Source organism: Microbacterium azadirachtae, from assembly GCF_025583665.1.
GTDB lineage: Bacteria > Actinomycetota > Actinomycetes > Actinomycetales > Microbacteriaceae > Microbacterium > Microbacterium azadirachtae.
Window position 1 is genome coordinate 2,033,143 of the sequence record NZ_CP099706.1, and the last position, 26,568, is coordinate 2,059,710.

Genomic DNA, 26,568 nt, shown 5'->3' on the forward strand with positions numbered 1-26,568 from the left:
CGCGCCCGCGCGGGAGCTCAGAGCCGGGCGATGGTCTCGATGTCGTCGCGGAACTCCGCGACCTCCTCGGCCGACACCGTCGCCCGGGTGCTGCCGAGGGCGCGGGCGTAGTCGTCGGTCCCGAGCGCGGAGCCGTCGACGCCGTCGCGCAGCGCTCGGGCGAGCGCCTCCTGGGATGCGCGCCGCGCGGCGTACTCGATGTCCGCCGGGGTGAGCCCGTCGCTGGCCGCGACGAGGCGGTCCAGATCCACGTCGTCGGCCGACTCGACCGGGATGTACCGCGCCCAGATCGCGCGACGGGCCTCGGCGTCGGGCAGGCCGATCGGGATGACGTAGTCGAAGCGCCCGTGCCGCAGGAACGCCGCGTCGAGCGCGCGGATGAAGTTCGTCGCGCAGATCAGGATCCGCCCCTCCCGGTCGCGGAAGTCGGCCACGAGCTTGAGCAGCTCGTTGGTCACGCCCTGCGTCGGGGACGGCGGCGTGCCGCCGCGGCGCGAGGCGATCTCCTCCACCTCGTCGATGAACACGACGGCGTGCTCGAGCTCGTCGATGGTCTCGAACGACGCGCGCAGGCCGCCGGCGAGCCCAGCGCCGCCGTCGGCGAGCCGCGACGGGAAGAGCTCCACGAACGGCCAGTCCAGACGCGAAGCCACGGCCCGCGCGAACGTCGTCTTGCCCGTTCCGGGAGGGCCGAACAGCATGACCGCACGCGGCGGCACGACGCCGAACCTCTCGGCGAGCTCCGGACGGGCGAGCGGCGTCACGAGGCGCTCCTCGAGCAGGGTCTTCTCGTGCGTCATGCCGGCGACGCGGTCCCAGAGGTGCGGGGGCAGGATCCTGCCGCCGACCTCCTTGAGCGCGTCGATCTCGCGCCGCTGGATCGGCATGCCCCGCTCGAGGTAGCGCACCGAGTGATGCACCTCGAAGCCGTTGTCGGTGAACGCGCCCAGTCCGTCCGCCTCCGGGATGAGCACGGACAGCTTGGCGAGCCCGAGCGGCGCCATCCGTCGCTCCAGCGCGTGCAGCAGCGACGAGCTCACGTCGGAGGGCGCATCGTCGGTCGTTCCGAAGAACACGATCCACCCCTGCGCGTGGGCGGCGCGGCCGACGGCGACCCCGACGAGCAGGTCGCCCTGCACGGCCACGACCGCGTGGTCCTGCTGGCAGGAGGCGATCACCTCGGCGAGGGAGTAGATCGGCCATTCGTTGCCCCGGGTGACCTGACCCCAGAGGCGGACGACCTGGTCCAGGTCATCGCCGTGGAAATCCCGGATGTACGTCCTCGTCATGGCGGCCCCTTCGTCGCACTGTGGACCCATCATCACAGAGTCCGGCACCGCCCTGCGCCGAGATGACGCCGGTGACAACCGAGGTCGTCGGCCGCGACAGCGCGCTCAGGCGCCGACCGGAACCGCCGACACGGTGCGATCGATCGTGAACTGCCCGAGCACCCGGGTGCCCACGTACAGCACGGCGCTCTGTCCGGGTGCGACGCCGTCGAGCGGCCGGTCCGGAACCACCCGCACGCCCTCGACCGAGACGTGCGCCCGCGCGGGGACCGGATCCGCGTGCGCACGGATCTGCACCTCGCATGCGAACTCCTGCTGCGTCGGTGCGGCGCCCGCCCAGGAGCGGCGGGATCCTGCGATCTCGGCGATCGCGAGGGCCTCCTTCGGCCCGACCACGACGGTGTTCGAGACCGGGCGCACCTCGAGCACGAAGCGCGGCTTGCCGTCCGGCGCCGGAACGCCCAGGCGCAGACCCCGGCGCTGCCCCACCGTGAACGCGTGCGCGCCGTCGTGGGTGCCGACCACCGCGCCGTCGCGGTCGACGATCTCGCCCTGCTCGGCGCCGACCTTCTCCGCCAGCCAGCCGCGGGTGTCCCCGTCGGGGATGAAGCAGATGTCATGGCTGTCGGGCTTCTGCGCCACGCTCAGCCCGCGCTCGGCGGCCTCGGCGCGCACGAGGGCCTTGGAGGGCGTGGATCCGAGCGGGAAGTACGTGTGCGCCAGCTGCTCGGCGTTCAGCACGCCCAGCACGTACGACTGGTCCTTGGCGGCGTCCGAGGCGCGATGGAGCTCGAGGCCGTCGGCGCCGTCGACCAGCGTGGCGTAGTGACCGGTGCAGACGGCGTCGAAGCCGAGCTCGATCGCCCGCTCCAGCAGAGCCGCGAACTTGATCTTCTCGTTGCACCGCAGGCACGGGTTCGGAGTGCGGCCCGCCCGGTACTCGGCGACGAAGTCGTCGATCACGTCCTCGCGGAAGCGCTCCGAGAAGTCCCAGACGTAGAACGGGATCCCGAGGAGGTCGGCCGCCCGCCGGGCGTCCATCGCGTCCTCGATGGTGCAGCAGCCGCGACTGCCCGTGCGCAGCGTGCCGCCGGCGCGGGACAGAGCCAGATGCACGCCCACCACGTCGTGACCGGCCTCGACCGCGCGCGCCGCGGCGACCGCGGAGTCCACTCCCCCGCTCATCGCCGCCAGAACACGCATGGATCCAGTCTACGAGCGGCTTGCTGGAGAGGGGCCGACCCTCAGCGTCCGGCGCCGGAGGCCCGCCCGTAGGCGTCGCCGATCACGGAGAGCAGCGCGTCGACGTCGGCGTCGCCGGAGGTGCGCCCGAGCGTGAACCGGATGACACTGCGGGCCTCCGTCTCGGTGCGTCCGAGCGCCTGCACGACGTGGGACGGCTCGGCGACGCCCGCCTGGCAGGCGGATCCCGCCGACGCCGAGATCCCCGAGGCGTCGAGCAGGAACAGCAGGCTCTCGCTCGGTGCTCCGGGGAACAGCAGGTGCGCGTTGCCGGCGAGACGACCCTCCGGATCCGGATCGCCGAGCAGCGCCGCCTCCGGCACGCGCGCGAGCACGCCCGACACGAGCCGGTCGCGCAACGACGCCAGACGCACGGACTCGGCGGCCCGCTCGGATTCCGCGAGCTCCACGGCCACGGCGAACGCCGCCGCTCCGGCGACGTCCTGGGTGCCCGATCGCAGCCCGCGCTGCTGCGCGCCGCCGTGCAGCAGCGGAGCGAGGCGGGCGGAGCGCGCGACCACGAGGGCTCCCGTGCCGACCGGGGCACCGATCTTGTGCCCCGCGACGCTGAGCGCGACGAGTCCGGATCCGGCCCGCGCCTCCCCTCGCCACGCCCGGAACGACAGCGGCAGGTGGCCGAGCGCGGCGACGGCGTCGAGATGCATCGGGACCGCGGCCTCCGCGGCGGCGCCCGCCAGGGCGGCCGCGTCGTTGACGGTCCCCACCTCGTTGTTCGCGACGAGGGCCGTGGCCACGGCGATCCCGCCGCCGGCCACGGCGTCGCGGAACCCGGCGACCGGGATGCGCCCGACGGCGTCGAGACGGACGGGGACCACCCGGGCGCCGTCCGCGGCGAGCGCGGCGACGGTGTCGAGGGTGGCGTGGTGCTCGCCGTCGGGCAGCACCACGGCGTCGCTCCCCGCGGGTCGGGCGCGCCACAGGCCCTGCACGGCGAGGTTGACCGACTCCGTGCCGCCGGAGGTCAGCACCACCTCGATCGGATCGCAGTCGAGGACGGCCGCGATCCTCTCCCTGGACTCCTCCAGGATCCGGCGGGCCTGTTGTCCGGCGCCGTGCGTGGACGAGGCGTTGCCGGTGGTCTGCGCGACCCGCAGCCATTCGTCCGCGGCCTCGGGGCGCAGATCGGTGGTGGCGGCGTGATCCAGGTAGTGCACCCCTCCACTCTCGCATCTTGCGACGCTTCGGGACTCGGTGGCACGGATCGCGACACGCGGTGGCATCCCAGGCGGCGCACGCCGCGTATTCTTTCCCTCATGTGTCCGCATGCCATTGAGGACGAGACGCCGGCACCCGACGGCGAGGGCTGTGCTCTGTGCAGCCCGTCTCTGGACGACCTGGGCGTCCGCCTCCACGACGGGGTCGCGACGCTGCGCGTCTGGTCTCAGAACGCCTCGTCCATCGAGCTCGTGATCTTCGACGAGACCGACCTGGACTGGGAGACCGCCCAGCTCGCGCTCGAGCGGCGCCCGGGCGGCGTCTGGGAGCTCACGACGGAGCTCCTGCAGCCCGGCACCCGGTATGCGCTGCGCGTGGACGGTGCGCACAGTCCCGGCAACACGTTCAACCCGGAGACGCTGCTGCTCGACCCGTACGCCCGGGGTCTCGCGCAGGGCGACGGCTACGAGGAGTGGCGGTCGGTGGTGATCGCCGACGGCTTCGACTGGGCGGGTGTCGCCAAGCCGAACACCCCGCTGGATCGCACCGTGATCTACGAGGGCCACGTCAAGGGCCTCACCAAGCGCCACCCCGGCGTTCCGCCGGCACTGCACGGCACGTACGCCGGACTCGCCCACCCGGCGATGATCGAGTACTACCGCGAGCTCGGGATCACGGCCGTCGAGCTGCTCCCCGTGCACGCGTTCGCGTCGGAGCCGCGCCTGCTGGATCGGGGCCTCACGAACTACTGGGGCTACAACACCCTGAACTTCTTCACCCCGCACGCGGCCTATGCGACCGACGAGGCCCGCAAGGAGGGCCCGGAGGCGGTGCTGCGCGAGTTCAAGGGCATGGTGAAGCTGCTGCACGAGGCGGGAATCGAGGTGATCCTCGATGTCGTGTACAACCACACGAACGAGGAGGGCATCGGCGGCCCGCGCACGAGCCTGCGCGGCATCGACAACGCCCTGTACTACCGCCAGCTCCCGGACGGCAGCTACGTCGACACGACGGGCTGCGGCAACACGCTGAACACGGCGACGCCGGCGGCCGCCCGCCTGGTGCTGGACTCGCTGCGCTACTGGACCACCGAGATGCAGGTCGACGGATTCCGCTTCGATCTCGCCACGACCCTCGGGCGCGACGAGGCGAACACGTACACGCCGGACCACCCGCTGCTGCACGCGATCCGCACGGATCCGGTGCTCGCGGACGCCAAGATCATCGCGGAGCCGTGGGACGTCGGGCTGGGCGGATGGCAGACGGGCAACTTCCCCACCGGGTGGAGCGAGTGGAACGACCGCTACCGCGACCGCGTCCGCAACTTCTGGCTCAGCGACATCGACTACGCTCGCCGGGCCTCGGCGCCGACCGGCATCGGCGGGTTCGCGAACCGTCTCGCCGGATCCGCGAACACCTTCAGCGACGAGCGCGGACCGCTCGCGAGCATCAACTTCGTCACCGCCCACGACGGCTTCACCCTGCACGATCTCGTCGCCTACGACGTCAAGCACAACGAGGCGAACGGCGAGGACAACCGCGACGGCGCCGACATGAACCGCTCGTTCAACCACGGTGCGGAGGGCCCCACGGAGGATCAGGGCATCCTCGCGGCGCGGCGCAAGGCCATGCGCAACCTGCTGGGCACGCTGCTCTTCTCGGCCGGCGTGCCGATGATCACGGCAGGCGACGAGTTCGGTCGCACCCAGCGCGGCAACAACAACGCCTACTGCCAGGACTCCGCGATCAGCTGGCTCAACTGGGATCACGAGCCGTGGCAGAAGGACCTCCTCGCGCACGCCTCGCTGCTCACCCGGCTGCGGGAAGAGAATCCGGCACTGCGCCCGCTCCTGTACGCCCGGCTCGGCGAGCACATCCCGAACGCCTCGGTGATGGACTGGTTCGATCAGGACGGCGACACGATGGAGGTCGAGCAGTGGAACGACCCCCGCAACCGCACGCTGCAGTACGTGGCCGCGTCCACTCCCGACAAGGAGGCGTTCAACCGCATCCTGCTGATCGTGCACGGCACGGAGTCTCCGATCGACGTGCGCCTGCCCGTCATCGAGGACGTGACGCGGTATGTCTCGCTCTGGTCGAGCGCGGATGAGCGTCCCTCCCCCGTGGAGACCGTGCATCGTCCCGGCGACGTGATCGCGCTGCCCGGCACCTCGATGCGACTGTTCCGCGCGGAGTGACGCGCCCGTTACCTCCAAGTCGGCCCGGGAGCGGTAGGTTCAGGGTGTGTCCGAACGAACTGCCGCACAGCCCTCGTCCGATGCTCTCCGCAGCACCGCTCAGATCCCGGTGCGCGCGCTGCCGGACATCGATGCCGCCGACGCGCAGACCACGCGGATCCCGCTCGTGGACGCCTCTCCGGCAGCGCCCGAGGGCTTCCCGCCCAAGGCCTTCTCGGGCGAGGTGATCCCGTTCCGGGTCGTCGCCTTCCGCGAGGGACACGACCTGATCGGGGTGCATCTGCGCCTGCGTACCCCGAACCACCAGGAGAGCCTGCACCGGCTCACGCCGCTGCAGGACGGCACCGACCGGTGGCAGGTCGACGTCGCCCTCGACGAGGAGCACGCCTGGACTTTCCGGTTCGAGGCGTTCGCCGACGAGTTCGCCACGTGGGCGCACGCCGCCGAGCTGAAGATCGCGGCGGGCGTCGACGTCGAGGTCATGCGCGCCCTCGGCGCGGGTCTGCTCTCGCGCGCCGCCAAGGACAAGTCGCGCCCCAAGCCCGAGCGCAAGCACCTCGCCGGGATCGCGGAGTCGCTGTCCTCCCCCGACGGCACCGGCGACGAAGCCCTGGCCGTCGCGACGGACCCCGAGCTCGCCGCGCTCTTCGCGGAGCGTCCGCTCACCGCGCTCGACTCGGCCACGGCCTGGCAGACGATCGTCGTCGAGCCGACCATCGCGGGGGCCGCGGCCTGGTACGAGTTCTTCCCGCGCTCCGAGGGCGCCGTGCAGAACCCGGACGGCACGATCGCGAGCGGCACCTTCAAGACGGCGGAGAAGCGCCTGCCGGCCGTGGCCGCGATGGGATTCGACGTGCTGTACCTCCCGCCGATCCACCCCATCGGCCGGCTCAACCGCAAGGGACCCAACAACACTCTTGTCGCCGGACCCGCCGATCCGGGCTCCCCGTGGGCCGTGGGCGCCGCCGAGGGCGGGCACGACGCCGTGCACCCCGATCTCGGCACACTGGCCGACTTCCGCCGCTTCGTGAAGAAGGCGAACGCCCTGGACCTCGAGGTCGCCCTCGACCTCGCGCTGCAGGCCGCGCCGGACCACCCCTGGGTGGCAGCGCACCCCGAGTGGTTCACCGAGCTGCCCGACGGCACGATCGCCTACGCGGAGAACCCTCCCAAGAAGTACCAGGACATCTACCCGCTGAACTTCGACCGGGATCCGGTGGGCCTGTACACCGAGGTGCTGCGGATCGTCGAGCACTGGATCGCGCAGGGCGTGCGGATCTTCCGGGTGGACAACCCGCACACCAAGCCGCTGCGCTTCTGGGAATGGCTGATCCGCACGGTCAACACCAAGCACCCCGACGTCGTCTTCCTCGCCGAGGCGTTCACGCGCCCCGCTCCCATGCGCGGGCTCGCCGCGGTCGGGTTCCAGCAGAGCTACAGCTACTTCACCTGGCGCAACACCAAGGCGGAGCTGGAGGAGTTCCTGCTCTCGGTGTCGCAGGAGACGGCCGACTACATGCGGCCGAACCTGTTCGTGAACACCCCGGACATCCTGACCGAGTACCTGCAGTTCGGAGGACCTGCCGCGTATCGGATCCGCGCGGCGATCGCGGCCACGGCCGCACCGCTCTACGGCGTCTACGCCGGCTACGAGCTGTACGAGAACGTCGCCCGGCCGGGCTCCGAGGAGAACATCGACAACGAGAAGTACGAGTACAAGCTGCGCGACTGGGCGAAGGCCGAGGCGGAGGGACGCTCGCTGGCCCCCTACCTCACCCGGCTCAACGAGATCCGTCGTGCGCACCCGGCTCTGCGTCAGCTGCGAAACCTGCGGCTGCACTGGAGCGACGACGACGCGATCCTGGTGTTCTCCAAGCACCTGGACGCGCCCTTCACCGGCACCGGCGCCGCCGACACGATCATCGTCGTCGCCAACGTCGACCCGCACTCGGTGCGGCAGACCACGGTGCATCTCGACACCCTCGCCTGGGGTGTCGAGCCCGGGACGGCGTACGAGGTCGAGGACCTCGTCACCGGATCCGTCTGGACCTGGACGGATCACAATTTCGTGCGCCTGGACGCCTTCACGGAGCCGGTGCACATCCTCCATGTGAAGGGGCAGCCATGATCACCACGACGATCGATGCGGCTGTGCTCGAGGCCGTGGCCTCGGGCTCGCACCACGACCCGCACTCCGTGCTCGGAGCGCATCCGCAGCCCGTCGAGGGCGGCAGACGGGTCGCGGTCGTGCGCGCGCTGCGCCCGCTGGCCAAGAGCGTGTCGGTGCTGGTCGACGACGGCGTCGAGACTCCCCTGACGCATCTCGCGGAGGGGATCTGGGAAGGCGAGGTCACCGGTCCGCTCGACGGCTACCGGATCAAGGCGACCTACGGAGACGCCCCCGACTGGATCGCCGCAGACCCGTACCGCCACGCACCGACGATCGGCGAGCTCGACCTGCACCTGATCCGCGAAGGACGGCACGAGCGCCTCTGGGAGGCGCTCGGGGCCCATCCGCGCACGGTCGACGGCGAGGCGGGAACGGCGTTCGCCGTGTGGGCGCCGCACGCGCAGGCGGTGCGCGTGGTGGGCGACTTCAACGGCTGGGACGGCCGCCTCGACGCGATGCGCTCGATGGGCTCGAGCGGCGTCTGGGAGCTGTTCCTGCCCGGCGTCGACCTGGGCGCCCGCTACAAGTTCGAGATCCTCACGCGCGGCGGCGCCTGGATCCTGAAGGCCGACCCGATGGCGCAGCTCGCCGAGGTGGCGCCCGCGACCGCGTCGATCGTCACGCGCTCCGGATACACCTGGGGCGACGGCGCGTGGATGACCCGCCGCGCGGCGACGCACGCGGTCGCGCAGCCGATGAGCGTGTACGAGCTGCACCTGGGCTCCTGGCGACCGGGCCTCGGGTACCGAGACATCGCCGACGAGCTCATCGCGCACGTGACGGCCACCGGGTTCACGCACGTGGAGTTCATGCCGGTCGCCGAGCACCCCTTCACGGGCTCCTGGGGCTACCAGGTGACCGGGTACTATGCCGCGACGCACCGCTTCGGCGAGCCCGACGACCTGCGCTACCTGATCGACCGGCTGCACCAGGCCGGCATCGGCGTGATCATCGACTGGGTGCCGGGGCACTTCCCCAAGGACGCGTTCGCCCTGGCGCGCTTCGACGGCGAGCCCGTGTACGAGCACCCGGACCCCCGGCGCGGCGAGCACCGCGACTGGGGCACCCTCATCTTCGACTACGGCCGCAACGAGGTGCGCAACTTCCTCGTGGCGAACGCGCTGTTCTGGCTCGAGGAGTTCCATGCGGACGGGCTGCGCGTCGACGCCGTCGCATCGATGCTCTACCTCGACTACTCGCGCAACGAGGGCGAGTGGGAGCCGAACGTGCACGGCGGACGGGAGAACCTGGAGGCGATCCGGTTCCTGCAGGAGGTCAACGCCACCGCCTACCGCCGCCACCCCGGCATCGTCATGGTCGCGGAGGAGTCGACGAGCTTCCCCGGGGTCACCGCCCCCACGGACCATCACGGGCTCGGCTTCGGGTTCAAGTGGAACATGGGCTGGATGAACGACTCGCTCGTCTACATCGAGCGCGATCCGCTGTACCGCTCGCACCATCAGGGCGAGATGACGTTCTCGTTCGTGTACGCGTTCGGCGAGAACTACATCCTGCCGATCAGCCACGACGAGGTCGTGCACGGCAAGGGCAGCCTGCTCTCGAAGATGCCGGGCGATCACGCCGCGAAGCTCGCGAACGTGCGCGCCTACCTCGCGTACATGTGGGGGCATCCGGGCAAGAACCTGCTGTTCATGGGACAGGAGTTCGGGCAGCTCTCCGAATGGTCCGTGGACCGCGGGCTGGACTGGTGGCTGCTCGACCAGCCCTCGCACCGCCAGCTGCTGGAGTTCGTCGGCGCGCTCAACGGCACGTACCGGCAGAACGCCCCGCTGTGGGAGCGCGACCATGACAGCAGCTCGTTCACCCGGCTCGGTGCGCCCGACTGGGATCCGAACATCGTCGCCTTCGTGCGCCGTGACGCGCACGGCGGGCATCTCGCCGTGATCAGCAACTTCGCCGGCAGCACCCGGCACGGGGTGCGCCTGGACCTGCCGCTCGCCGGCGGGTGGACGGAGGTGCTGAACACCGACGCCGCCGAGTTCGGCGGGCACGGCGAGGGGAACCTCGGCCTGGTGTACGCCACCGACGTCGAGAACGGCTCTCCGCAGGCGACGCTGACCGTGCCCGCGCTCTCGACCATCTGGCTGCGGCACCAGAAGGACCCGCACGTGCCGATCGTCAGCAAGGGCTGAGTGAGACGATCCCGCCGCGCCCGACACTCCTAGGGTGAGAGACACCGAACGGAGCCGGCATGGCACACGACGCACACGACAGGACGCTGGTCGCGCGGGCGGCGGCGGGGAGCGAACCCGCCTTCCGCACGCTGTACCGCGCCTACGTCCGCCCCGTCTACTGGATCGCGTACGGCATCCTCGGCGACGCCGGGGATGCCGAGGATGCGACGCAGGAGACGTTCGTCGTCGCCTGGCGGAAGCTGCCCGGCCTCGAGCTGGCGGGCGAATCGCTGCTGCCCTGGCTCGCGACGATCTGCCGGTTCCAGGCGGCCAACCGCCTGCGCCGGCGTCGCCGCGACACCGCCCACACGGCCGAGGAGGCGGATGAGAGCATCCCCGCGCTCGTGGACGTCGAGCAGCAGGTCATCGCCGCCGAGCTCGCCGACCGCATCGCCGCCGAGCTCGGCGGGATGAGCGCCCTCGACCGCGACATCTTCCGCCTGTGCGCGACCGAGGGCTATGACTACCGCGCCGCCGCCGAGGAGCTCGGCGTGGGGCACGGCGTCGTCCGCAACCGTCTCTCCCGCGTGCGCACCCGCCTGCGCGGCGCTGTGACCGAAACGGAGCCCGCATCATGACCACCACCCCGATCGCGCTGCCGGAGCTGTCCGACGACGCCGCCGACCGCATCGAGGAGGCGGTCTTCACCCAGATCGCCGAGGAGCGTCGCGCGGAGCACGCCCGCGCCTCGGCGTCCCGCGGACGGGCGCGCCGTCGCGGCTGGCTCACGGCGGGCGGCATCGCCGCGGCCTTCGTCGTCGGCGTCCTCGTCACGCCGCAGATCCTTCAGCTCACGGGTTCCTCGGGCGCCGCCGGCTCGTCCGCGGTCTCCGCCCCCGACGACAGCTCCGGGGGCGCGGCACCGCTCGGCGGCAACTCCAAGGAGCTCACGCAGAGCGCCGACGGCGGGGCGTCGCGGAATGCCGCAGGATCCTCCTCGAGCACGCCGCGCGACATCATCCGCACGGGCTCGGCCACGATCCAGGTGGACGACGTGCGCAAGGCCGCCGACGCCCTCGCGGCACTCGCGCAGAAGCACGGAGGATTCGTCGAGAGCCAGCAGATCGGATCCTCCCAGCGGCCGGCGGCCACGGACGGCATCGTGCCGCCGTCCACGGGCGACGGCTGGGTGACCCTGCGCGTTCCCGCCGCCGACCTTCCGGCGGTCATGGACGCGCTGCGCGCGGAGGGCACGGTGCTCGCCACCTCCGTGGGTGCGAACGACGTGACGGCGACCACGACCGACCTGCGCGCCCAGGTCGACTCCCTCACCGCGTCGGTGCAGCGACTGACCCAGCTGATGTCGCAGGCGACGAGCGTGGCCGATCTGCTCACTGCCGAGACCGCCCTGACCGAGCGCCAGGGACAGCTCCAGTCCGCGCAGCAGCAGCTGAAGGATCTCGAGTCCCAGGTCGACATGTCGGCCGTGCAGGTCACGCTCGTCCGGCAGGCGCCGGCGGCAGCCGATCCCGCCGGCTTCGGCGACGGGCTCGCAGCCGGGTGGAAGGGACTCATCGTCTCGCTCAACGCCCTGGTGATCGCGCTCGGCTTCCTCCTCCCCTGGCTCGTCGTCGCCGCGGTGCTCGTCGCGATCGTGTGGGGCGTGCGCCGTGCCCGTCGCAGCGCCCGTGCGAGGCGTGACGCCGTCGCGCAGCCCGAATCGACGGACTGATCGCGGCCACTCCGTCGCTTGCCTCCCGTGCGGGCGCCCCGCTCCTCGCTAGGGTCGGGACATGAGCGACGACGTGGCCACTCTCGGCAGGGCCGTCCCCGCGGGACGCGATCTGACGCTCGACCTGACGCGGGTCGCCTGCGTGATCCTGGTCGTCTTCGTGCACATCCTCTTCACGGGCGTCGGCCGTCGTGCCGACGGGAGCCTCGTCATCGAGCGCACCGTCGAGGGACAGAGCTGGTTCGACGCGGCCTCGTGGATCCTGAACATCATGCCGCTGTTCTTCGTGGTCGGCGGCTTCGCGGCCCGCGCCGGATGGCGCTCCGCGCAGGGGCGCGGAGAGGACGCGGTCGGCTTCGTGCGCCTGCGTCTCGCGCGACTCGCACGCCCCGCGATCCCCGTCTTCGTGTTCTTCACGGTAGCGCTCGGGGTCACGCGCCTGCTCGGGATCGATGCGGGTCTCGTCGACACCGTGGCGATCGGCGTCGGCTCCCCGCTGTGGTTCCTCGCCGCGTATCTGCTGGTGCAGGCCCTCGCGCCCTGGATGATCGGAATGCATGCCCGATTCGGCATACGCGTGCCGGCCGTGCTGCTCGTCGGCGCGCTCGCGTCCGACGCGCTGCGCTTCGTCGTCGCCTCCGGTGTGCTCGGCATCCCCCACGTCCCCGCCACCGGCTACGGCATCGGCAGCGAGCTGTTCGGGATCCCCAACGTCGCGTTCATCTGGCTGTTCGCGCAGCAGATCGGCTTCTTCCTCTTCGACGGATGGTTCGCCCGGCGCCGCGCCGGGGCTCTGCTCGCGCTGATCGCGATCGGATACCTGGCGACCTGGGCACTGGTGTCGCTCGGCGGCTACTCCTGGAACATGCTGAGCAACCAGTGGCCGCCGACCGCGCCGCTCGCGATCCTCGCCGTCGTGCAGGCAGCCGCGCTGACGCTGCTGCACCGTCCGCTCTCCGCGCTCATGCGCACACGGCCCGCGCAGGGCCTCGTGCTGCTGATCGGGTCGCGATTGATGACCGTCTACCTCTGGCATCTGCCGATGATCATGGTGCTGATCGGGGTGGAGCTGCTCCTGCCGGTGCCGATGCCATCGCCCGGAACCCCGCTGTGGTGGTGGACCCGCGTGCCGTTCCTGCTCATCGTGCTCGCCGCCGTGTGGGTGCTGTCCCTGTGGCTGGTGCGCTACGAACGGACGCCGAGGATGGGGCCCGCTCCGACGGCACCCGTCACCGCGCTCGCGGTCGCCGTGTTCCTGGCGCCGATCCTCGCGATCACCGCCTACGGGCTCGATCTCCTTCTCGCCGCGTGCGCCCTGGTCGCGTCGTTCGCCGCGCTGAGGCTCGTCGGAGCCTTTCCGCGCCCCCGCGCAAGGACCGGGATCGCCGCCGGGACGCGCCGCAGTCAGTAGGCGCGTGCGACGACCGCGACCAGATCCTGCTCCGGCTCGTGCGGGTCGGGCAGCGCGCCCTCGCGGGTCTGCAGGCAGCGCACCGTGATCGCGTCCCGGTTCAGGAGCTTCTCGCCGGCCTCGCCGAGCGCGTTCCAGTCGATGACGGCGAATCCTGTGCGCGCGGCTTCACGCGCCTCGTCGACGGTGGACACGCGTGCGGTACGGTCTGCGAGGCGCGTGCGGGCAACAGCGAACAGATCGCGCTGGATCTCGTCCAGCAGCGCAGGCACACGGGACGCGACCTCCGTCGCCGGCATCTGCTGCTTGCCGACGCGATCGCGGCGCACGAACGTGAGCACTCCGGCGTCCAGGTCCCGCGGACCCACCTCGATGCGCACCGGCACGCCCTTGAGCTCCCACTCGGTCGCGCGCCGGCCGAACCCGACCTGCGTGCGGTCGTCGAGCTTCACCCGGACGCCGGCGGCCGTGAGGTCGGCGACGATCGCCCGGGCCGCCGCGAGGGTGCGCGCGTCCTCCTTCACGACGAGCACGACGACCTGGTGCGGCGCGATGCGCGGCGGCAGAACGAGACCGGAGGCGTCGCCATGCGACATGATGAGCCCGCCCATCATGCGGGTGGACGAACCCCACGACGTGGTCCAGGCAGTCTGCGCGACGCCCTCCGCATCGGAGAACGTGATGCCGAACGCGTTCGCGAAGTTCTGCCCCAGCTCGTGCGAGGTCGCCATCTGCAGCGCCTTGCCGTCACCCATCATGGCCTCGCAGGTCATGGTGTTGATCGCTCCTGCGAAGCGCTCGGACGGGGTCTTGAAACCGGGGAGCACGGGGATGGCCAGCACGTTCTCCAGGAAGTCCTGATAGACGTCCAGGTGGATGCGCCGCGCGTAGTCTGCGGCGTCCTCCCTCGTGGCGTGCGCGGTGTGCCCCTCCTGCCAGAGGAACTCAGTGGTGCGCAGGAAGACCCGGGGACGCATCTCCCAGCGGACGACGTTGGCCCACTGGTTCAGCAGCAGAGGCAGATCCCGATGCGACTGGATCCACTTCGCCATGACCTCGCCGAACAGGGTCTCGCTCGTCGGACGGACCACGACGGGCTCGGTGAGCTCCTTGCCTCCGGCGTGGGTCACCACGGCCAGCTCGGGGCTGAACCCCTCGACGTGCTCGGCCTCGCGCTCCAGATAGGACTGCGGGATGAACAGGGGAAGGTAGACGTTCTCCGCACCGGTCGCCTTGATGCGCGCGTCCATGGCGGACTGCATCCCCTCCCACATCGCGTAGGAGTACGGTCGCATGACCATGGTGCCGCGCACCGGACCGTTGTCCGCCAGCTGCGCCTTCTCCAGCACGTCCTGGTACCACTGGGGGAAATCGTTCTCGATCGACGCGAGAATGCCCTGTCGCTCAACCATTCGTCGAGGATACGACGCGATCGGATCCGCAGACGACGAAAGCCCTCGGCGAACCGAGGGCTTTCGTGTGCTGCCTGTGACCCCAGCGGGATTCGAACCCGCGTTACCGCCGTGAGAGGGCGGCGTACTAGGCCGCTATACGATGGGGCCGTCTTTGCGATCCGTTTCCGTCTCGCGACAACCGTTCAAGTATGACATGACGCTCAGCGCCCGCCAAATCGGGGCCGGTCGATCGCGATCCCCGGGAGTGTCGCGCCGCGCAGGATTACGCTCGGAGCATGCGCATCACCAAGCATGAGCACGCCGCGCTCCGCATCGACGACCACGGGCAGACCCTCCTCATCGACCCCGGGAGCTTCACCCTCCCGCTGGACGAGCTGCAGCGTCTGGTGGGCGTCGTGATCACCCACGAGCATCCCGACCACTGGACCCCCGAGCACCTGGACCGGATCCTGCGGGATGCGCCGGGCACGCCGGTCTTCGGCCCCGCCGGCGTGGTCCGCGCCGCGGAGGGCTACGAGATCACCGAGGTCGCTCCCGGCGACAGCGTGACGGTCGGCGACTTCACCCTGCGCTTCTTCGGCGGGGTGCACGCCGAGATCCACTCGTCCATCCCGCTCATCGACAACGTGGGCGTGCTCGTCGACGACGAGCTCTACTACCCCGGCGACTCCTACGCGGTCCCCGAGGGCGTCGAGGTGCAGACCCTCGCCGCCCCGCTCGGAGCACCGTGGCTGAAGATCGGCGACGCGATCGACTTCGTGCTCGCCGTCACGCCGCGCCGCGCCTTCGGCACGCACGACATGACGCTGTCCGTGATCGGGTCCACCATGCACCGCGGGCGCCTCAAATGGGCGACGGAGCAGAACGGCGGCGAGTTCTTCGAGCTGGATCCGGGCGACGAGCTCGAGGTCTGATCCCCGGGACCGGCGTCACCCCGCTCGGCTCTCCGCGGGGGCGGGCCCTGGCGGTTCCGCCGGCGTCGCCGCGCGCTTCGACACCGCCGCGACGGCCACCGACGACGACACCACGGCGACCAGGGCGCCGAGGAGGATCGCAGCGCCCTCGCCCGGCAGGAGCGACGAGGTCTCCACGCCGAGCGCCACCGCCGCCACCGGGACGCCGAGCTGACCGGCGGACGCGACCGTCTGCGACCAGGGCAGCCCGGCTGCGCGAGCGAGGAGATGCGCGAGCACCGCGGCGGCGCCGAGCGCGAGGCCCAGGAGGATCATCTGCGGGTGCGCCACGAGGTGGCGCAGGTCGATGGAGGCACCGAGCCAGACGAAGAACAGCGGGCCGAAGAAGCCCTCGGTCATGCCGAAGAGCTGCCGGGCCAGGCGCCGCGGCTGGCCGATGGCGGCGAGCACGAGCCCGAGCGTGAAGCCGGCCATCATGACCGAGACGTGGGTGAACTGGGCGATCCCCGCCAGGGCGAACAGCGCCAGCAGGCTGAGCCGCAGCTCGAGCGCGAACCGGCGCGACTCCGAGAGCTTGTGCAGCCGGTGCAGCCGCCGTGGCCCGATCCGACGCAGCACGATCACGAGCACCGCGCCGGCGGCGGCGATCCCCAGACCGCCGAGCGCCACCAGGGGCACCCGCGAGGGCTGCAGGACGAGCGGAAGCGCGACGATGCAGGCGACGTCGGCGATCGCGATCTGCGCGATCAGCTGCGCCGCCGATGCTGCCGTGATACTCAGGGACTGCAGCATCGGCAGCACGAGCGCCGCCGAGGACGAGGCGATCAGCACCGCGTACACGGCGCCGTGCTGCGTGCCGAACAGCGCGGCGACCCCGATGCCGAGGCCGATCGCCACCACGGCGACGAGCAGTGCGCCGAGCGCGCCCTTGCCGACCGCCGCGCGCACCGTGCGGTTCAGCACCGGGATGTGCGATCCGATCACGAGCATGATCAGACCGAACCCGATCTGGGCGAGCAGGGTCAGCGTCGGCTCGGTCGCATCCACCCAGCGGAACCCGGTGGCGCCGACCACGAGGCCGGCGAGCAGCTCGCCCGCGATGAGCGGCACCCGCCAGGCGCGCCGCGCGGACAGCAGCGGACCGGCGAGTCCCACCAGCACGAGGAGCGCGAGCGTCGCGAACGTCATGCGAGAACTCTAGGACCGCGCGGGGCTCAGCCCACCAGGACTCCCTGCGCGTCCCGCACCCGGATCGCGCGCTGCTGATGATCGCGCTGCTCGAGCACGATGCGGCGCAGCGCGGCCGGAGCCTGCGGATGCGCGTCCAGCCAGGCGTCGACGAGCTCCGTGGTCTCGGTCTCGGGGTAGAGGCCGATCACGAGGCGGCGGGCGATCTCGATCGAGCGCTCCGCCCAGGCCGACTCGATCCGGGTGAAGTACTCCTCGTCGAACGCCTCGACCAGATCGCGGCGGCCGCCCGCCGCGAACCCGCGGATCGTCGCGTCGAGGTGGTCGTTGCTGAGCGTCAGGTCGCCCCACGCCGCTCGCCAGTCCGCGGCCCGCACGGCCGCGTTCGGCGTCGACGCCGCCGCCGCGAGGGCTGCCGTGCGTCCGCTCGCGGTGTGGTCGCGCAGGTGCTCCTCCGTGATCTCCTCGGCGCCCGCGTGCCCCGTGGTCACGAGTGCGGTCAGCAGCTCCCAGCGCAGATCCGCGTCCATCGGAAGCCCTTCGGGACCCGCCCCGATGAGCAGCGTGGACACGTCGAGCCGGCGTGCGTCGTCGAACGAGGCCGCCGCGGCGAAGGCGCGCGCCCAGATGAGCTGCGCATCACTCCCGGCAAGGGCTCCGCCGAGCGCCCGCCACGTGGTGTCGAGCCAGGCCCGACGCGCTGCGGTGCGGTCGCGGCCGGGCAGATAGTGCCCGATGGCGGCCGCGGCGTTCAGGACGACGCCGCCGAGCAGCGCGCTGTCGGTCTCGGCCGGGGCGTGCGCACGCACGATGTCGAGGTAGCGGGCCACGGCCAGGTCGCCGTCCCGCGTCGCGTTCCACAGCGCGGACCACACGAGACCGCGGGCGAGCGGGTCGTCGAGCGAAGAGAGACCCCGCTCGACGGCGGCGAGGGAACGGTCGTCGAGGCGGGCCTTGGCGTAGGTGAGGTCGCCGTCGTTCAGCAGCACGAGGTCGGCGTCGGGCAGCGCGATCGACGTGCGCTCCTCGGCGATGTCGACGGGGATCCGCTCCCGCCGCGCGAGAGAGTCGCCCCGGAGCTCGTACAGGCCGATCTGCAGTCGATGCGGCCGGGGATCGCTCTGCACGACCACCGCGGTGCCGTCCGCACCGCGCTCGATGGCGAGGGTGCTCATGCCGGTGGTCTGCAGCCAGGCCTGCGCCCACGCGCGCATGTCCCGCCCCGAGGCGTCCTCGAGCTCGACGAGCAGGTCCTCCAGGGTCGTGTTGCCGTAGGCGTGCCGCGCGAAGTAGCGCCGTGCGCCGTCGAAGAACGCCTCCTCCCCCACGAAGGCGACGAGCTGCTTGAGCACCGCCGCACCCTTGGCGTAGGTGATGCCGTCGAAGTTGAGCTTCGCCGCTTCCAGATCCGCGATGTCGGCGACGATCGGGTGCGTGCTGGGCAGCTGGTCCTGCGTGTACGCCCAGGCCTTGCGCCGGTTCGCGAACGCCACCCAGGCGTCGGTGAACTCCGTCGCCGCGACCGAGGCGTGCGCCCCCATGTAGTCGGCGAACGACTCCTTCAGCCACAGATCGTCCCACCACCGCATCGTGACCAGGTCGCCGAACCACATGTGCGCCATCTCGTGCAGGATCGTGTTCGCGCGGGCCTGCCGCTGCGCACGGGTGGCCGCGCCGCGGTACAGGTAGGACTCCGTGAAGGTGACCAGGCCGGGGTTCTCCATCGCGCCGATGTTGTACTCGGGGACGAAGATCTGGTCGTACTTCCCCCAGGGGTACGGGAACGAGAACGCCTCCGCGAAGAAGTCCAGCCCCTGCCGTGTGACCTCCAGGATCTCGTCGGCGGCGAGGTGCTCCGCCATCGAGGCGCGGCTCAGCACGGAGAGGGGCACCACGAGATCGTCGCGGCGCCACTCGGACGACACGCGCACGTAGGGCCCGGCCGCGATGCAGGTGAGATAGCTGGACAGCGGGAGGGTCGGCGCGAACTCCACCGTCTGCCGCCCGGCACCCGTGCGCACGGAGACGGGCGACTCGTTCGCCAGCACCTCCCAGCCCTCGGGCGCGGTCACGACGACGGTGAGCGGCGCCTTCATGTCGGGCTGTTCGAAGCACGCCATGAAGCGGCGGGCGTCGGCGGGCTCGTCGTGCGTGTAGAGGTAGACCTTGCCGTCGACCGGGTCGGCGAAGCGGTGCAGGCCCTCGCCCGAGCGGCTGTAGGCACCGGTCGCGCGGATCACCGCCGTGTTGTGCGCGGCGAGGCCGGTGAGCCGGATGCGCGCACCGTCCCAGTCGACGTCCTGCACACGGCCGTTGAGCACGACCTCCCGCACGTCCTCGCCGATGAAGTCCACCCAGGTCTCCGTCGCCGTCGCGTCGAACTCGAGCGTGCTCGTGGTCGGGAACCCCGTCGTCGCGGCATCGGCGGCGTCGGCGACGTCGAGCTCGAGCCTGATCCGGCGCAGGGTGATGCTCGCGGACCGTGCGGAGGTCTCGGCGCGGGTGAGGTTGGCGGTGGTCATGGATCCATCGTTCCATGACCTCCGACCGGGTGGGATGCTGTGCCAGCATGGTCGCATGACCGACCAGGCCGCGACCGCCCCCCTTCCCGAACGAAGCAGGCTCGTGCAGGAGCACGTCCGCGCCGCAGGACTCGCCTCCCAGGTGCGGGAGCTGCCCGACTCGGCGCGCACGGCGGCGCAGGCCGCAGCGGCGCTGGGCTGTGAGATCGGCGCGATCGGATCCAGCCTCCTGTTCCTCGCCGACGAGCAGCCGCTCCTCGTGATGACGAGCGGACGGCACAGGGTCGACCTCGATCTGCTCGCCGCGGCGGTGGGTGCGGCGAACGTCGTGATGGCGCCTGCGGCCACGGTGCGGGAGGTGACGGGGCAGGCCATCGGCGGTGTGGCGCCCGTCGGCCACCCCTCTCCCGTGCGCACGGTGATCGACGCGGCACTGCGCGACTACGACGTCGTCTGGACCGCCGGCGGCACTCCGCACACCGTGATGCCGATGAGCTTCGACGAGCTCGTGGCCCTCACGGGAGGCGACGTCGTGGTGGTCGCCGCCGACTGAGCCGCCCGGCCGACGCACTCTTCGCGGGTGCCCAGGAACGGTCCAGGGGGCGTCCAGACTCCGCCCCTACCGTGGAAAGGGATGTCACGGAACGGTAACAGGATCGGTTCTCTCGACGGACTCCGCGGGCTGGCCGCGGGGATCGTCCTCATCCATCACGCCTCGCTGATCGCGGAGCCCTGGCTGGATCCGGCCGGCTGGGCGGTGCTCACGCAGTCGCCGCTGAAACTGCTGATCGCCGGCTCCGAAGCCGTCATGGTCTTCTTCGTGCTCTCCGGTCTCGTCGTGGCCCTGCCGGCGCTGCGACCCGGATTCTCCTGGGCGCGCTACTTCCCGGCACGGCTGTTCCGGCTCTACGTGCCGGTGATCGCCGCGCTCGGCGCCGCCGCCCTGCTCGTGAAGGTCGTCCCGCGCGACGCGTCGACGATGCCGGACGACTCCTGGATGCAGGACGCCCAGGCCACGAGCGTCTCGGCCGGCGACGTGCTGTCGCAGATGACGCTGCTGCGCGCGGACTACCCGATCGACAACGTGCTCTGGTCGCTGCGCTGGGAGCTGTTCTTCTCCCTGCTGCTCCCCCTGTACGTCTGGGTGGCGCTGCGCGTGCGCCGCTTCGCCGTGCCCGTCGGGGTGCTCACCGTGGTGCTGATGTTCGCGGGGCGGGCGAGCGGCAACTCCGCGCTCGCGTACCTGCCGGTGTTCCTGCTCGGCACGCTCATCGCCGTCCGCTTCGACGACCTGCGCGGACTGGCGGCCGGCCCGCGGGCACGTCGCGCCCTCCCGTGGGTCGCCGCGCTGGCCGGAACGATGCTCATCGCGAGCTGGCTGGCCCGCCCGCTCACGGCGGGCACGATCGCCGCCGACGTGCTGTGGGCGCTGGCGGGCGCGGGCGCGGCCCTGCTCGTGATCCTCGCCGTGATCTGGCCGCGGGCCGAGCGCGCGCTGGGCACGCGACCGATGCAGTGGCTGGGGCGGATCTCGTTCAGCCTCTATCTCGTGCACGCCCCGATCCTGGCCACGCTCTGCTACCTCCTGGGCGCAGAGCGGTGGTGGCTCGCCTGCCTGATCGGCGTGCCGCTGAGCCTCGTGGCGGCGGCGGCGTTCCACGCGCTCGTGGAGCGGCAGTCGCAGGTGCTCGCCCGCCGGGCCGGGGCGATCGGCGAAGCGCTCGCGGAGCGCGCCTCCGTGCGTCGCGTCGGCGCCGCACGGAAGGTCGCGCTCGCCCGCGCGCAGTGACGACGGACTCCGGTCGCCGCCTCCCTCGGATCGTCCGGCGAGGTCACTGCTGCCCGGCCACGGCCTCGCGACGCTGCCGCCGCCGGGTCACCGCGCCGTACACGGCCCGCAGCAGCGCCCGCGCGGCATAGCGCACGCCGATGCCCGCCGCGCCGAACGCGCAGGCGATCAGGACGGCGCGGGCGTCGTGCAGGTCGACGTCGAAGATCCGGGATCCGAGCGGGGTCAGGATGGCGACGAGCATCCCGCCGATCATGGCGCCCACGAGCGCGATCTTCCAGGGACGGAAGGGGCGGGCGACCGTGATGAGCACGAAGAACGCGACGATGACGAGCGCCAGGAACGCCGTCGAGGAGGTGAGCTTCGCGGTGTCGTGGCCCGTCCCGAGCACGGCCCGGGCCGTCAGATACGCGCCGTACGACGCGAGCGCCGCCCCGATGCCGCCGGGCACGGCCGCATCGAGCACCCGGCGCACGAAGCCGTCCTGCGCGCGGGCCGTGTTCGGGGCGAGCGCGAGGAAGAACGCCGGGATGCCGATCGTGAACCATGCGATGAGGGTCACGTGCCGCGGGAAGAACGGGAACGGCACCGCGGTGACCGCGACGAGCAGCGCCAGCAGGATCGAGTACAGCGTCTTCGTGAGGAACAAGGTCGCGACCCGCTCGATGTTGCCGATCACGCGGCGCCCCTCGGCGACCACATGCGGCAGCGTCGCGAAGGAGTTGTCCAGCAGCACGATGCGCGACACCGCGCGCGCCGCCGGCGATCCGGATCCCATCGCGACGCCGACGTCCGCGTCCTTGAGCGCGAGCACGTCGTTGACCCCGTCGCCGGTCATCGCCACGACGCGCCCGTCGCCCTGCAGCGCATGCACCATGGCGCGCTTCTGCGTGGGCGTGACCCGCCCGAAGGCCGTGCGCGCCCGCACCTCGGCGTCGAAGTGCGCGGAGTCCGGATCCAGCGTGCGCGCATCCACCGCGTCCCGCCCGTTCGGCACGCCCGCCTCGGCGGCGATCGCGCCCACCGCCGCCGCGTTGTCGCCGGAGATCACCTTGATGCCGACGTCCTGCTGCGCGAAGTACGCGATCGCTCCGGACGCCTCGGCGCGCAGGCGCTGGTCCAGGATGACGAGCGCGGTCGGGACGAGTCCCGCGGGCAGGCCGTCGCCGGACGCCTCCGGATCCGGAAGCGCCGCATCGACGCGGGTGAGCGCGAGCACGCGAAGTCCTTCGGCGGCGAGCGCATCGGAGCGGGTGCGCACGGCATCCCCCTCGGGAAGCAGCACGTCAGGAGCTCCGAGCACCCAGCTCTCCACGGCCGCCGCGCCTGTGGCGGGGCACTGCACCGCGGCCCACTTGCGCGCCGAGGAGAACGCCACGGACGTCTGCACGGTCAAAGCCGGCGCGTCTCCGACATACTCCAGGATCGCCGCCATGCTCGCGTTCGGCTTGCCCTCGGCCCGGCCGATCGCGGCCAGAGCCGCGTCGATCCGCGCATCGTCGGCGAGCCGTTCGACCGCGCCGACCCGCATCCCGTCCTCGGTGAGCGTCCCCGTCTTGTCGGTGCACACCACGTCGACGCGGGCGAGCTGCTCGATCGCCGGAAGGTCCTGGACGAGGCAGTTGCGACGGCCGAGCCGGATCACGCCGACGGCCATCGCGACGCTCGTCATCAGCACGAGACCCTCGGGGACCATGGGGACCAGGGCGGCGACCAGGCCGCGCACCGCATTCCGCCAGTCCTCCGCATGACCCCAGATCTGATTCACGATCGTGAGCACGCCGACCGGGATGAGCGCCCATGTGACGTACTTCAGGATCTGATCGATCCCGGCACGCAGCTGCGAGGTCGGCTTACGGAACTCGGAGGCCTCCTTGGCCAGGCGCGCGGCGTACGCGTGCTCCCCGACCGCCGTCGCGCGGAACGCGGCCGAGCCCGCCGCCACGAAGCTGCCCGACTTGAGCTCGTAGCCGGGCCCGGCGAGCACCGGCTCGGACTCCCCCGTGAGCAGCGACTCGTCGACCTCGAAGCCGGTGGCGTCGAGCACGATCCCGTCCACCGGGATCTGATCACCGGCGGCGACGAGCACGATGTCGTCCTGCACGAGCTCTTCGACGTCGACCTCCGAGACGCCGTCCGCGCGCTCGACCCTGGCGGGAGCCTTGCTCAGCAGCGCGAGCCGGTCCAGCATGCGCTTGGCGCGCACCTCCTGCACCATGCCCACCACGCTGTTCACGATGATGAGCAGGCCGAAGAGCCCGTCGATGAAGTACCCCGTGCCGAGGATCAGCAGGAACATCACGAGATAGATGCCGTTGACCCGCGTGAACGCGTTCGCCCGGAAGATCTCGCCGAAGCTGCGGCTGGTGCGCGACTCGATGACGTTCGCGTCGCCGCGCGCCCGTCGCTCCGCGACCTCCGCCGCGGTCAGCGGAGCACGCGCCGTCGTGATGCCGCCGGCGCCGGGATAGATGCGGTCCGCCATCCGTCAGGCCGGGCGGTCCGTCGCGATCCACGGTGCGGTGAACGCACGCACGCGGGATCCGTCGAGGTCAGCGAGCGATACGCCGACGAATGCCGTCGCCGCCTCGGAGCTCTGCCAGCGGAACCGCGCCTCGCCGGAGAGCGCAGCGGCCGCGATCGCCGCCCCGGCGTCTGCCGCCGACTGCGCGTTCGCGAACGCCCCCGTCGAGCGGGCGATGTAGGCGCGCAGCTGATCCTCGTAGGCTCCGGCGTCGGTCGGGCGGACCGCGTTCTGCACGAAGTCGCTCGCGACGGCCGCGGGCTCGATGACCCGCACGTGCACGCCGAACGGCTCCGCGACGGCGGCGAGGGACTGCATGAAGCCCTCGACCGCGAACTTCGCGCCGCAGTACGCATCGGCGAAGGGCTGACCGACCACGCCGCCGACGCTGGTGACGGTGAGGATCGTGCCGTGCCCCCGCTCGCGCATCCCGGGGAGGACGAGCTTGGCGAGGTGCACGGGCGCGAGGTAGTTCACCTCGAGCTGGGCTCGGATCTGCTCCATCGACAGCTGCTCGGCCGTGCCGACGCCACCCTGACCGGCGTTGTTGACGAGTACGTCGATGCGCCCGTGGGCGGCGGTGACCTCGTCCACCACGCGTGCGGCCGCCGCATGATCCGTGACGTCGAGGGCGTGCACCTCCAGCGTCACGCCCGCGGCGTCCGCCGTCTCCTGGAGGCGCGCGGAGCGCGCGGTGTCGCGCATCGTGGCGATCACCTGCGCGCCCGATCTCGCCAGCTCCACGGCGGCGTGCATGCCCATCCCGGACGACGTCCCCGTCACCAGCACCACTTCGCCGATCCGGCCGTTTTCGCTCATACGGCTCACCGTAACAGCGCGCCGTCCGCCCGCGCTGGACGAATCAGGCCAGGCTCGTCGCGCTCGCCTCGTCGACCGCGCCGGCAGCGCGTTCCTTGCGCAGCGCAGGGAGATAGCAGAGGGCGCCGAGCACGCTGAAGGCTCCCGCCACCACGGTCGCCATGGCGGCCGAGGTCGCTCCGGCGAACGCCGTCAGCACCAGCAGCCCGATGCTGTAGGCGCCGCCCGAGACCATCGAGTTGAGAGAGAGGATCGTCGCCCTCGTGGACCGGTCGGCCTCGCGGTGCAGCAGCGCGGCGTGCATGGGTCCGGCGCCGCCGTGCGCGAGATAGGTGAGGCCGTAGCCGATCAGCAGGCCGACGACGCCCGACGCGAGCCCCATGAGCACGACGAAGACGCCGTTCAGGATCCTGCTGAGGATCGCGGTCCAGGCGACACCGATCACGCCGCTCAGCCGGCTCGCGAGCAGCGATCCCACCGCGAACAGGCCCCAGGCGGCCGCCGAGGCCGGACCGAACACCGCCGCGGCCGCGTCCTCGCCGCCGAGGATGCCCTCCAGCTGCAGCGGGGTGAGCGTCTCGAAGCCGATCATCGCCACGGACCAGAAGACCTCGACGAGCACGAGTCCCAGGAGCACCCGCGACCGCGCCGCACGGCGCAGGCCGTCGACGATCGTCCGCGGGGTCAGGCGCGCGGCATCGGCCATCGCGGTCAGCGGGCGGATCGGGGGTGCGTCGTGCTCCCGCGCATCCCGCACCAGGATGAGCACGAGGAGCGTGTAGAGCGCGTAGAGCCCGATCGCGACCAGCATCGGAAGGATCAGGGCGGACACCCCGGGGAGCGGACGCCAGGCCACCAGCAGGCCGCCGAGCAGCGCACCGCCCGCGATCGCGACGCCGAGCGCCGTCCCTGCGCGCGCCAACGGCGCCGCCACCTCGGCCCGGGGCTCGTGCTCGTGCACCGCATCGACGAACCACGCCTCGAGCGCTCCCGAGTCGAGCACGCGGAACACCCCCTGCAGCAGCAGGGAGACGGCGAACAGCGCGTACGAGTCTGCGAGGAGGAACAGCGTGCTGGCAGTGATCGCCAGCACGCCGGATGCGGCGAGCACAGGCCTCCGGCCGAGCGTGTCGGCGAGCGCGCCCGTCGGCAGCTCCAGGGCGAGCGCGACGAAGCCCTGGATGGCGAGGATGGATCCGATCGCGGCGATCGACATGCCGCGCTCGAGCGGCACGAGCACCGTGAGCCCGAGCGTCACTCCGACGGGCAGCCAGCGCAGGGCGGTGAGCAGCAGAAGCCGCCGCTGGGCCACGGCGATCGCCTGCCGCGCCACGGAGCCTGCCGCGATCGACGCGGTCACGGCTGCACCGGCGGGTCGAAGTCGACGGGCGTGCTCTGCACCACGATCTGGACCCGCCGCGCGGCGGGGTCGCCCTCCCCCGCGCGGCGGTACTTCTCGGTGAGCGCCTCGAGCTCCGCCTGGAACTCGGCGAGCTGCCCCGCGGTGACGGTGACGAGCGTGTCGCCGAAGCCGAGCTGGTCGACCCACTCGGCGGGCCAGGTCGCCTCCGCATCGAGCCACTCCTCGGTGCGGTGCGCGTACTGGCGCACGTAGTCGCGGCGCAGCCAGCCGAGCGCGGTCTGCGCATCCTCGTCGTCCGCGAAGTCGGAGTTGCTCCAGGAGTGGTAGTCGGTGCTCGCCCGCCAGATCCGCCGTTTGCCCGCCCCCTCGCCGGTGTCGGCGACGAGCCCGACGTCCTCGAGCGCGCGCAGGTGATAGCTGGTGGCGCCGGTGTTGGTGCTCAGCGCGGCGGCGAGCTGGGTCGCCGTCGCCGGTCCGTGCAGGCGCAGCGCGCCGAGGATCCGGGAGCGCAGCGGGTGGGCCAGCACGCGCACGGCGCGTTCGTCGAGACGCATTCCGACGGGCTTCTGCGGGGTGTCCATGCCCTCATGATCACATGCACACTTTCTGTGCACAAGACTTATGCACAAGAAATGTGCACATCGGCATTTCCCCGATGATCTTCCCCTGGGTGCTCCGCTG

19 protein-coding genes and 1 tRNA gene are annotated in these 26,568 nt (G+C 71.6%); 9 read left to right on the forward strand and 11 right to left on the reverse strand.

The annotated features are described in order from the left end of the window. Window positions 1–17: 17 nt before the first annotated feature. The 3 genes from NFX31_RS09725 to NFX31_RS09735 form a co-directional block, all read right to left on the reverse strand. The gene (locus tag NFX31_RS09725; RefSeq protein ID WP_045250344.1) at window positions 18–1,289 is read right to left on the reverse strand and encodes an ATP-binding protein; all 1,272 of its coding nucleotides are present in this window, start codon (window positions 1,287–1,289) and stop codon (window positions 18–20) included. Between the two features lie 105 nt (window positions 1,290–1,394). Further along, the gene (mnmA, locus tag NFX31_RS09730) at window positions 1,395–2,492 is read right to left on the reverse strand and encodes a tRNA 2-thiouridine(34) synthase MnmA (RefSeq protein ID WP_262955582.1); all 1,098 of its coding nucleotides are present in this window, start codon (window positions 2,490–2,492) and stop codon (window positions 1,395–1,397) included. A 41-nt stretch (window positions 2,493–2,533) separates the two neighbouring features. Continuing rightward, complete coding sequence (locus tag NFX31_RS09735; protein WP_262955583.1) at window positions 2,534–3,706, reverse strand: cysteine desulfurase family protein; 1,173 nt, start codon at window positions 3,704–3,706, stop codon at window positions 2,534–2,536. 99 nt (window positions 3,707–3,805) lie between these two features. Here NFX31_RS09735 and glgX point away from each other — a divergent pair, with 99 nt between their 5' ends. The 6 genes from glgX to NFX31_RS09765 all read left to right on the forward strand — a co-directional run bounded on the left by glgX (window position 3,806) and on the right by NFX31_RS09765 (window position 13,353). Continuing rightward, window positions 3,806–5,905 (forward strand): glycogen debranching protein GlgX, encoded by a 2,100-nt coding sequence (gene glgX / locus NFX31_RS09740; protein ID WP_262955584.1) that lies wholly within the window; start codon window positions 3,806–3,808, stop codon window positions 5,903–5,905. A gap of 46 nt (window positions 5,906–5,951) precedes the next feature. Beyond that, window positions 5,952–8,033: a maltotransferase domain-containing protein gene (locus NFX31_RS09745; protein ID WP_420847408.1), complete on the forward strand. Its 2,082-nt coding sequence runs from the start codon at window positions 5,952–5,954 to the stop codon at window positions 8,031–8,033. After that, the gene (gene glgB / locus NFX31_RS09750) at window positions 8,030–10,228 is read left to right on the forward strand and encodes a 1,4-alpha-glucan branching protein GlgB (RefSeq protein WP_262955585.1); all 2,199 of its coding nucleotides are present in this window, start codon (window positions 8,030–8,032) and stop codon (window positions 10,226–10,228) included. The genes NFX31_RS09745 and glgB overlap by 4 nt, the downstream gene beginning before the upstream one ends. A gap of 59 nt (window positions 10,229–10,287) precedes the next feature. Then, window positions 10,288–10,848, forward strand: coding sequence for an RNA polymerase sigma factor (locus tag NFX31_RS09755; RefSeq protein WP_045250340.1), 561 nt, complete (start codon window positions 10,288–10,290; stop codon window positions 10,846–10,848). After that, window positions 10,845–11,942 (forward strand): DUF4349 domain-containing protein, encoded by a 1,098-nt coding sequence (locus NFX31_RS09760; RefSeq protein WP_262955586.1) that lies wholly within the window; start codon window positions 10,845–10,847, stop codon window positions 11,940–11,942. Before NFX31_RS09755 ends, NFX31_RS09760 begins: the two co-directional genes overlap by 4 nt. Window positions 11,943–12,003: 61 nt before the next feature. Beyond that, complete coding sequence (locus tag NFX31_RS09765; protein ID WP_262955587.1) at window positions 12,004–13,353, forward strand: acyltransferase family protein; 1,350 nt, start codon at window positions 12,004–12,006, stop codon at window positions 13,351–13,353. Here NFX31_RS09765 and proS read toward each other — a convergent pair. Both proS and NFX31_RS09775 read right to left on the reverse strand, forming a co-directional pair. After that, the gene (gene proS, locus NFX31_RS09770) at window positions 13,347–14,765 is read right to left on the reverse strand and encodes a proline--tRNA ligase (protein ID WP_262955588.1); all 1,419 of its coding nucleotides are present in this window, start codon (window positions 14,763–14,765) and stop codon (window positions 13,347–13,349) included. The genes NFX31_RS09765 and proS overlap by 7 nt on opposite strands. A gap of 77 nt (window positions 14,766–14,842) precedes the next feature. Beyond that, window positions 14,843–14,915 (reverse strand) — tRNA-Glu (locus tag NFX31_RS09775). Window positions 14,916–15,043: 128 nt separating this feature from the next. Here NFX31_RS09775 and NFX31_RS09780 point away from each other — a divergent pair. Next, window positions 15,044–15,682 (forward strand): MBL fold metallo-hydrolase, encoded by a 639-nt coding sequence (locus NFX31_RS09780; RefSeq protein WP_045250337.1) that lies wholly within the window; start codon window positions 15,044–15,046, stop codon window positions 15,680–15,682. Between the two features lie 15 nt (window positions 15,683–15,697). Here NFX31_RS09780 and NFX31_RS09785 read toward each other — a convergent pair whose 3' ends face one another. After that, a complete protein-coding gene (locus NFX31_RS09785) occupies window positions 15,698–16,870 on the reverse strand; it encodes a cation:proton antiporter (protein ID WP_045250336.1) in 1,173 nt (390 codons plus the stop codon). A 26-nt stretch (window positions 16,871–16,896) separates the two neighbouring features. Further along, window positions 16,897–19,392 carry an aminopeptidase N gene (gene pepN, locus NFX31_RS09790; protein WP_045250335.1) on the reverse strand — a complete coding sequence of 832 codons (2,496 nt, stop codon included), beginning with the start codon at window positions 19,390–19,392 and terminating at the stop codon, window positions 16,897–16,899. Between the two features lie 55 nt (window positions 19,393–19,447). Here pepN and NFX31_RS09795 point away from each other — a divergent pair, with 55 nt between their 5' ends. Beyond that, on the forward strand, window positions 19,448–19,945 hold the full coding sequence (locus tag NFX31_RS09795) for a YbaK/EbsC family protein (protein ID WP_045250334.1): 498 nt from the start codon (window positions 19,448–19,450) through the stop codon (window positions 19,943–19,945). A gap of 81 nt (window positions 19,946–20,026) precedes the next feature. Further along, on the forward strand, window positions 20,027–21,181 hold the full coding sequence (locus tag NFX31_RS09800; protein WP_262955589.1) for an acyltransferase family protein: 1,155 nt from the start codon (window positions 20,027–20,029) through the stop codon (window positions 21,179–21,181). A gap of 43 nt (window positions 21,182–21,224) precedes the next feature. Here NFX31_RS09800 and NFX31_RS09805 read toward each other — a convergent pair whose 3' ends face one another. Genes NFX31_RS09805 through NFX31_RS09820 form a run of 4 tightly spaced genes read right to left on the reverse strand, consistent with a single transcriptional unit; the run spans window position 21,225 to window position 26,468 of the window. Next, window positions 21,225–23,666: an HAD-IC family P-type ATPase gene (locus NFX31_RS09805; RefSeq protein ID WP_262955590.1), complete on the reverse strand. Its 2,442-nt coding sequence runs from the start codon at window positions 23,664–23,666 to the stop codon at window positions 21,225–21,227. Between the two features lie 3 nt (window positions 23,667–23,669). Beyond that, complete coding sequence (locus NFX31_RS09810) at window positions 23,670–24,524, reverse strand: SDR family NAD(P)-dependent oxidoreductase (protein ID WP_262955591.1); 855 nt, start codon at window positions 24,522–24,524, stop codon at window positions 23,670–23,672. Window positions 24,525–24,567: 43 nt separating this feature from the next. After that, the gene (locus NFX31_RS09815; protein WP_262955592.1) at window positions 24,568–25,884 is read right to left on the reverse strand and encodes an MFS transporter; all 1,317 of its coding nucleotides are present in this window, start codon (window positions 25,882–25,884) and stop codon (window positions 24,568–24,570) included. Continuing rightward, on the reverse strand, window positions 25,881–26,468 hold the full coding sequence (locus tag NFX31_RS09820) for a helix-turn-helix domain-containing protein (protein ID WP_262955593.1): 588 nt from the start codon (window positions 26,466–26,468) through the stop codon (window positions 25,881–25,883). The genes NFX31_RS09815 and NFX31_RS09820 overlap by 4 nt, the downstream gene beginning before the upstream one ends. Between the last annotated feature and the right edge of the window lie 100 nt (window positions 26,469–26,568).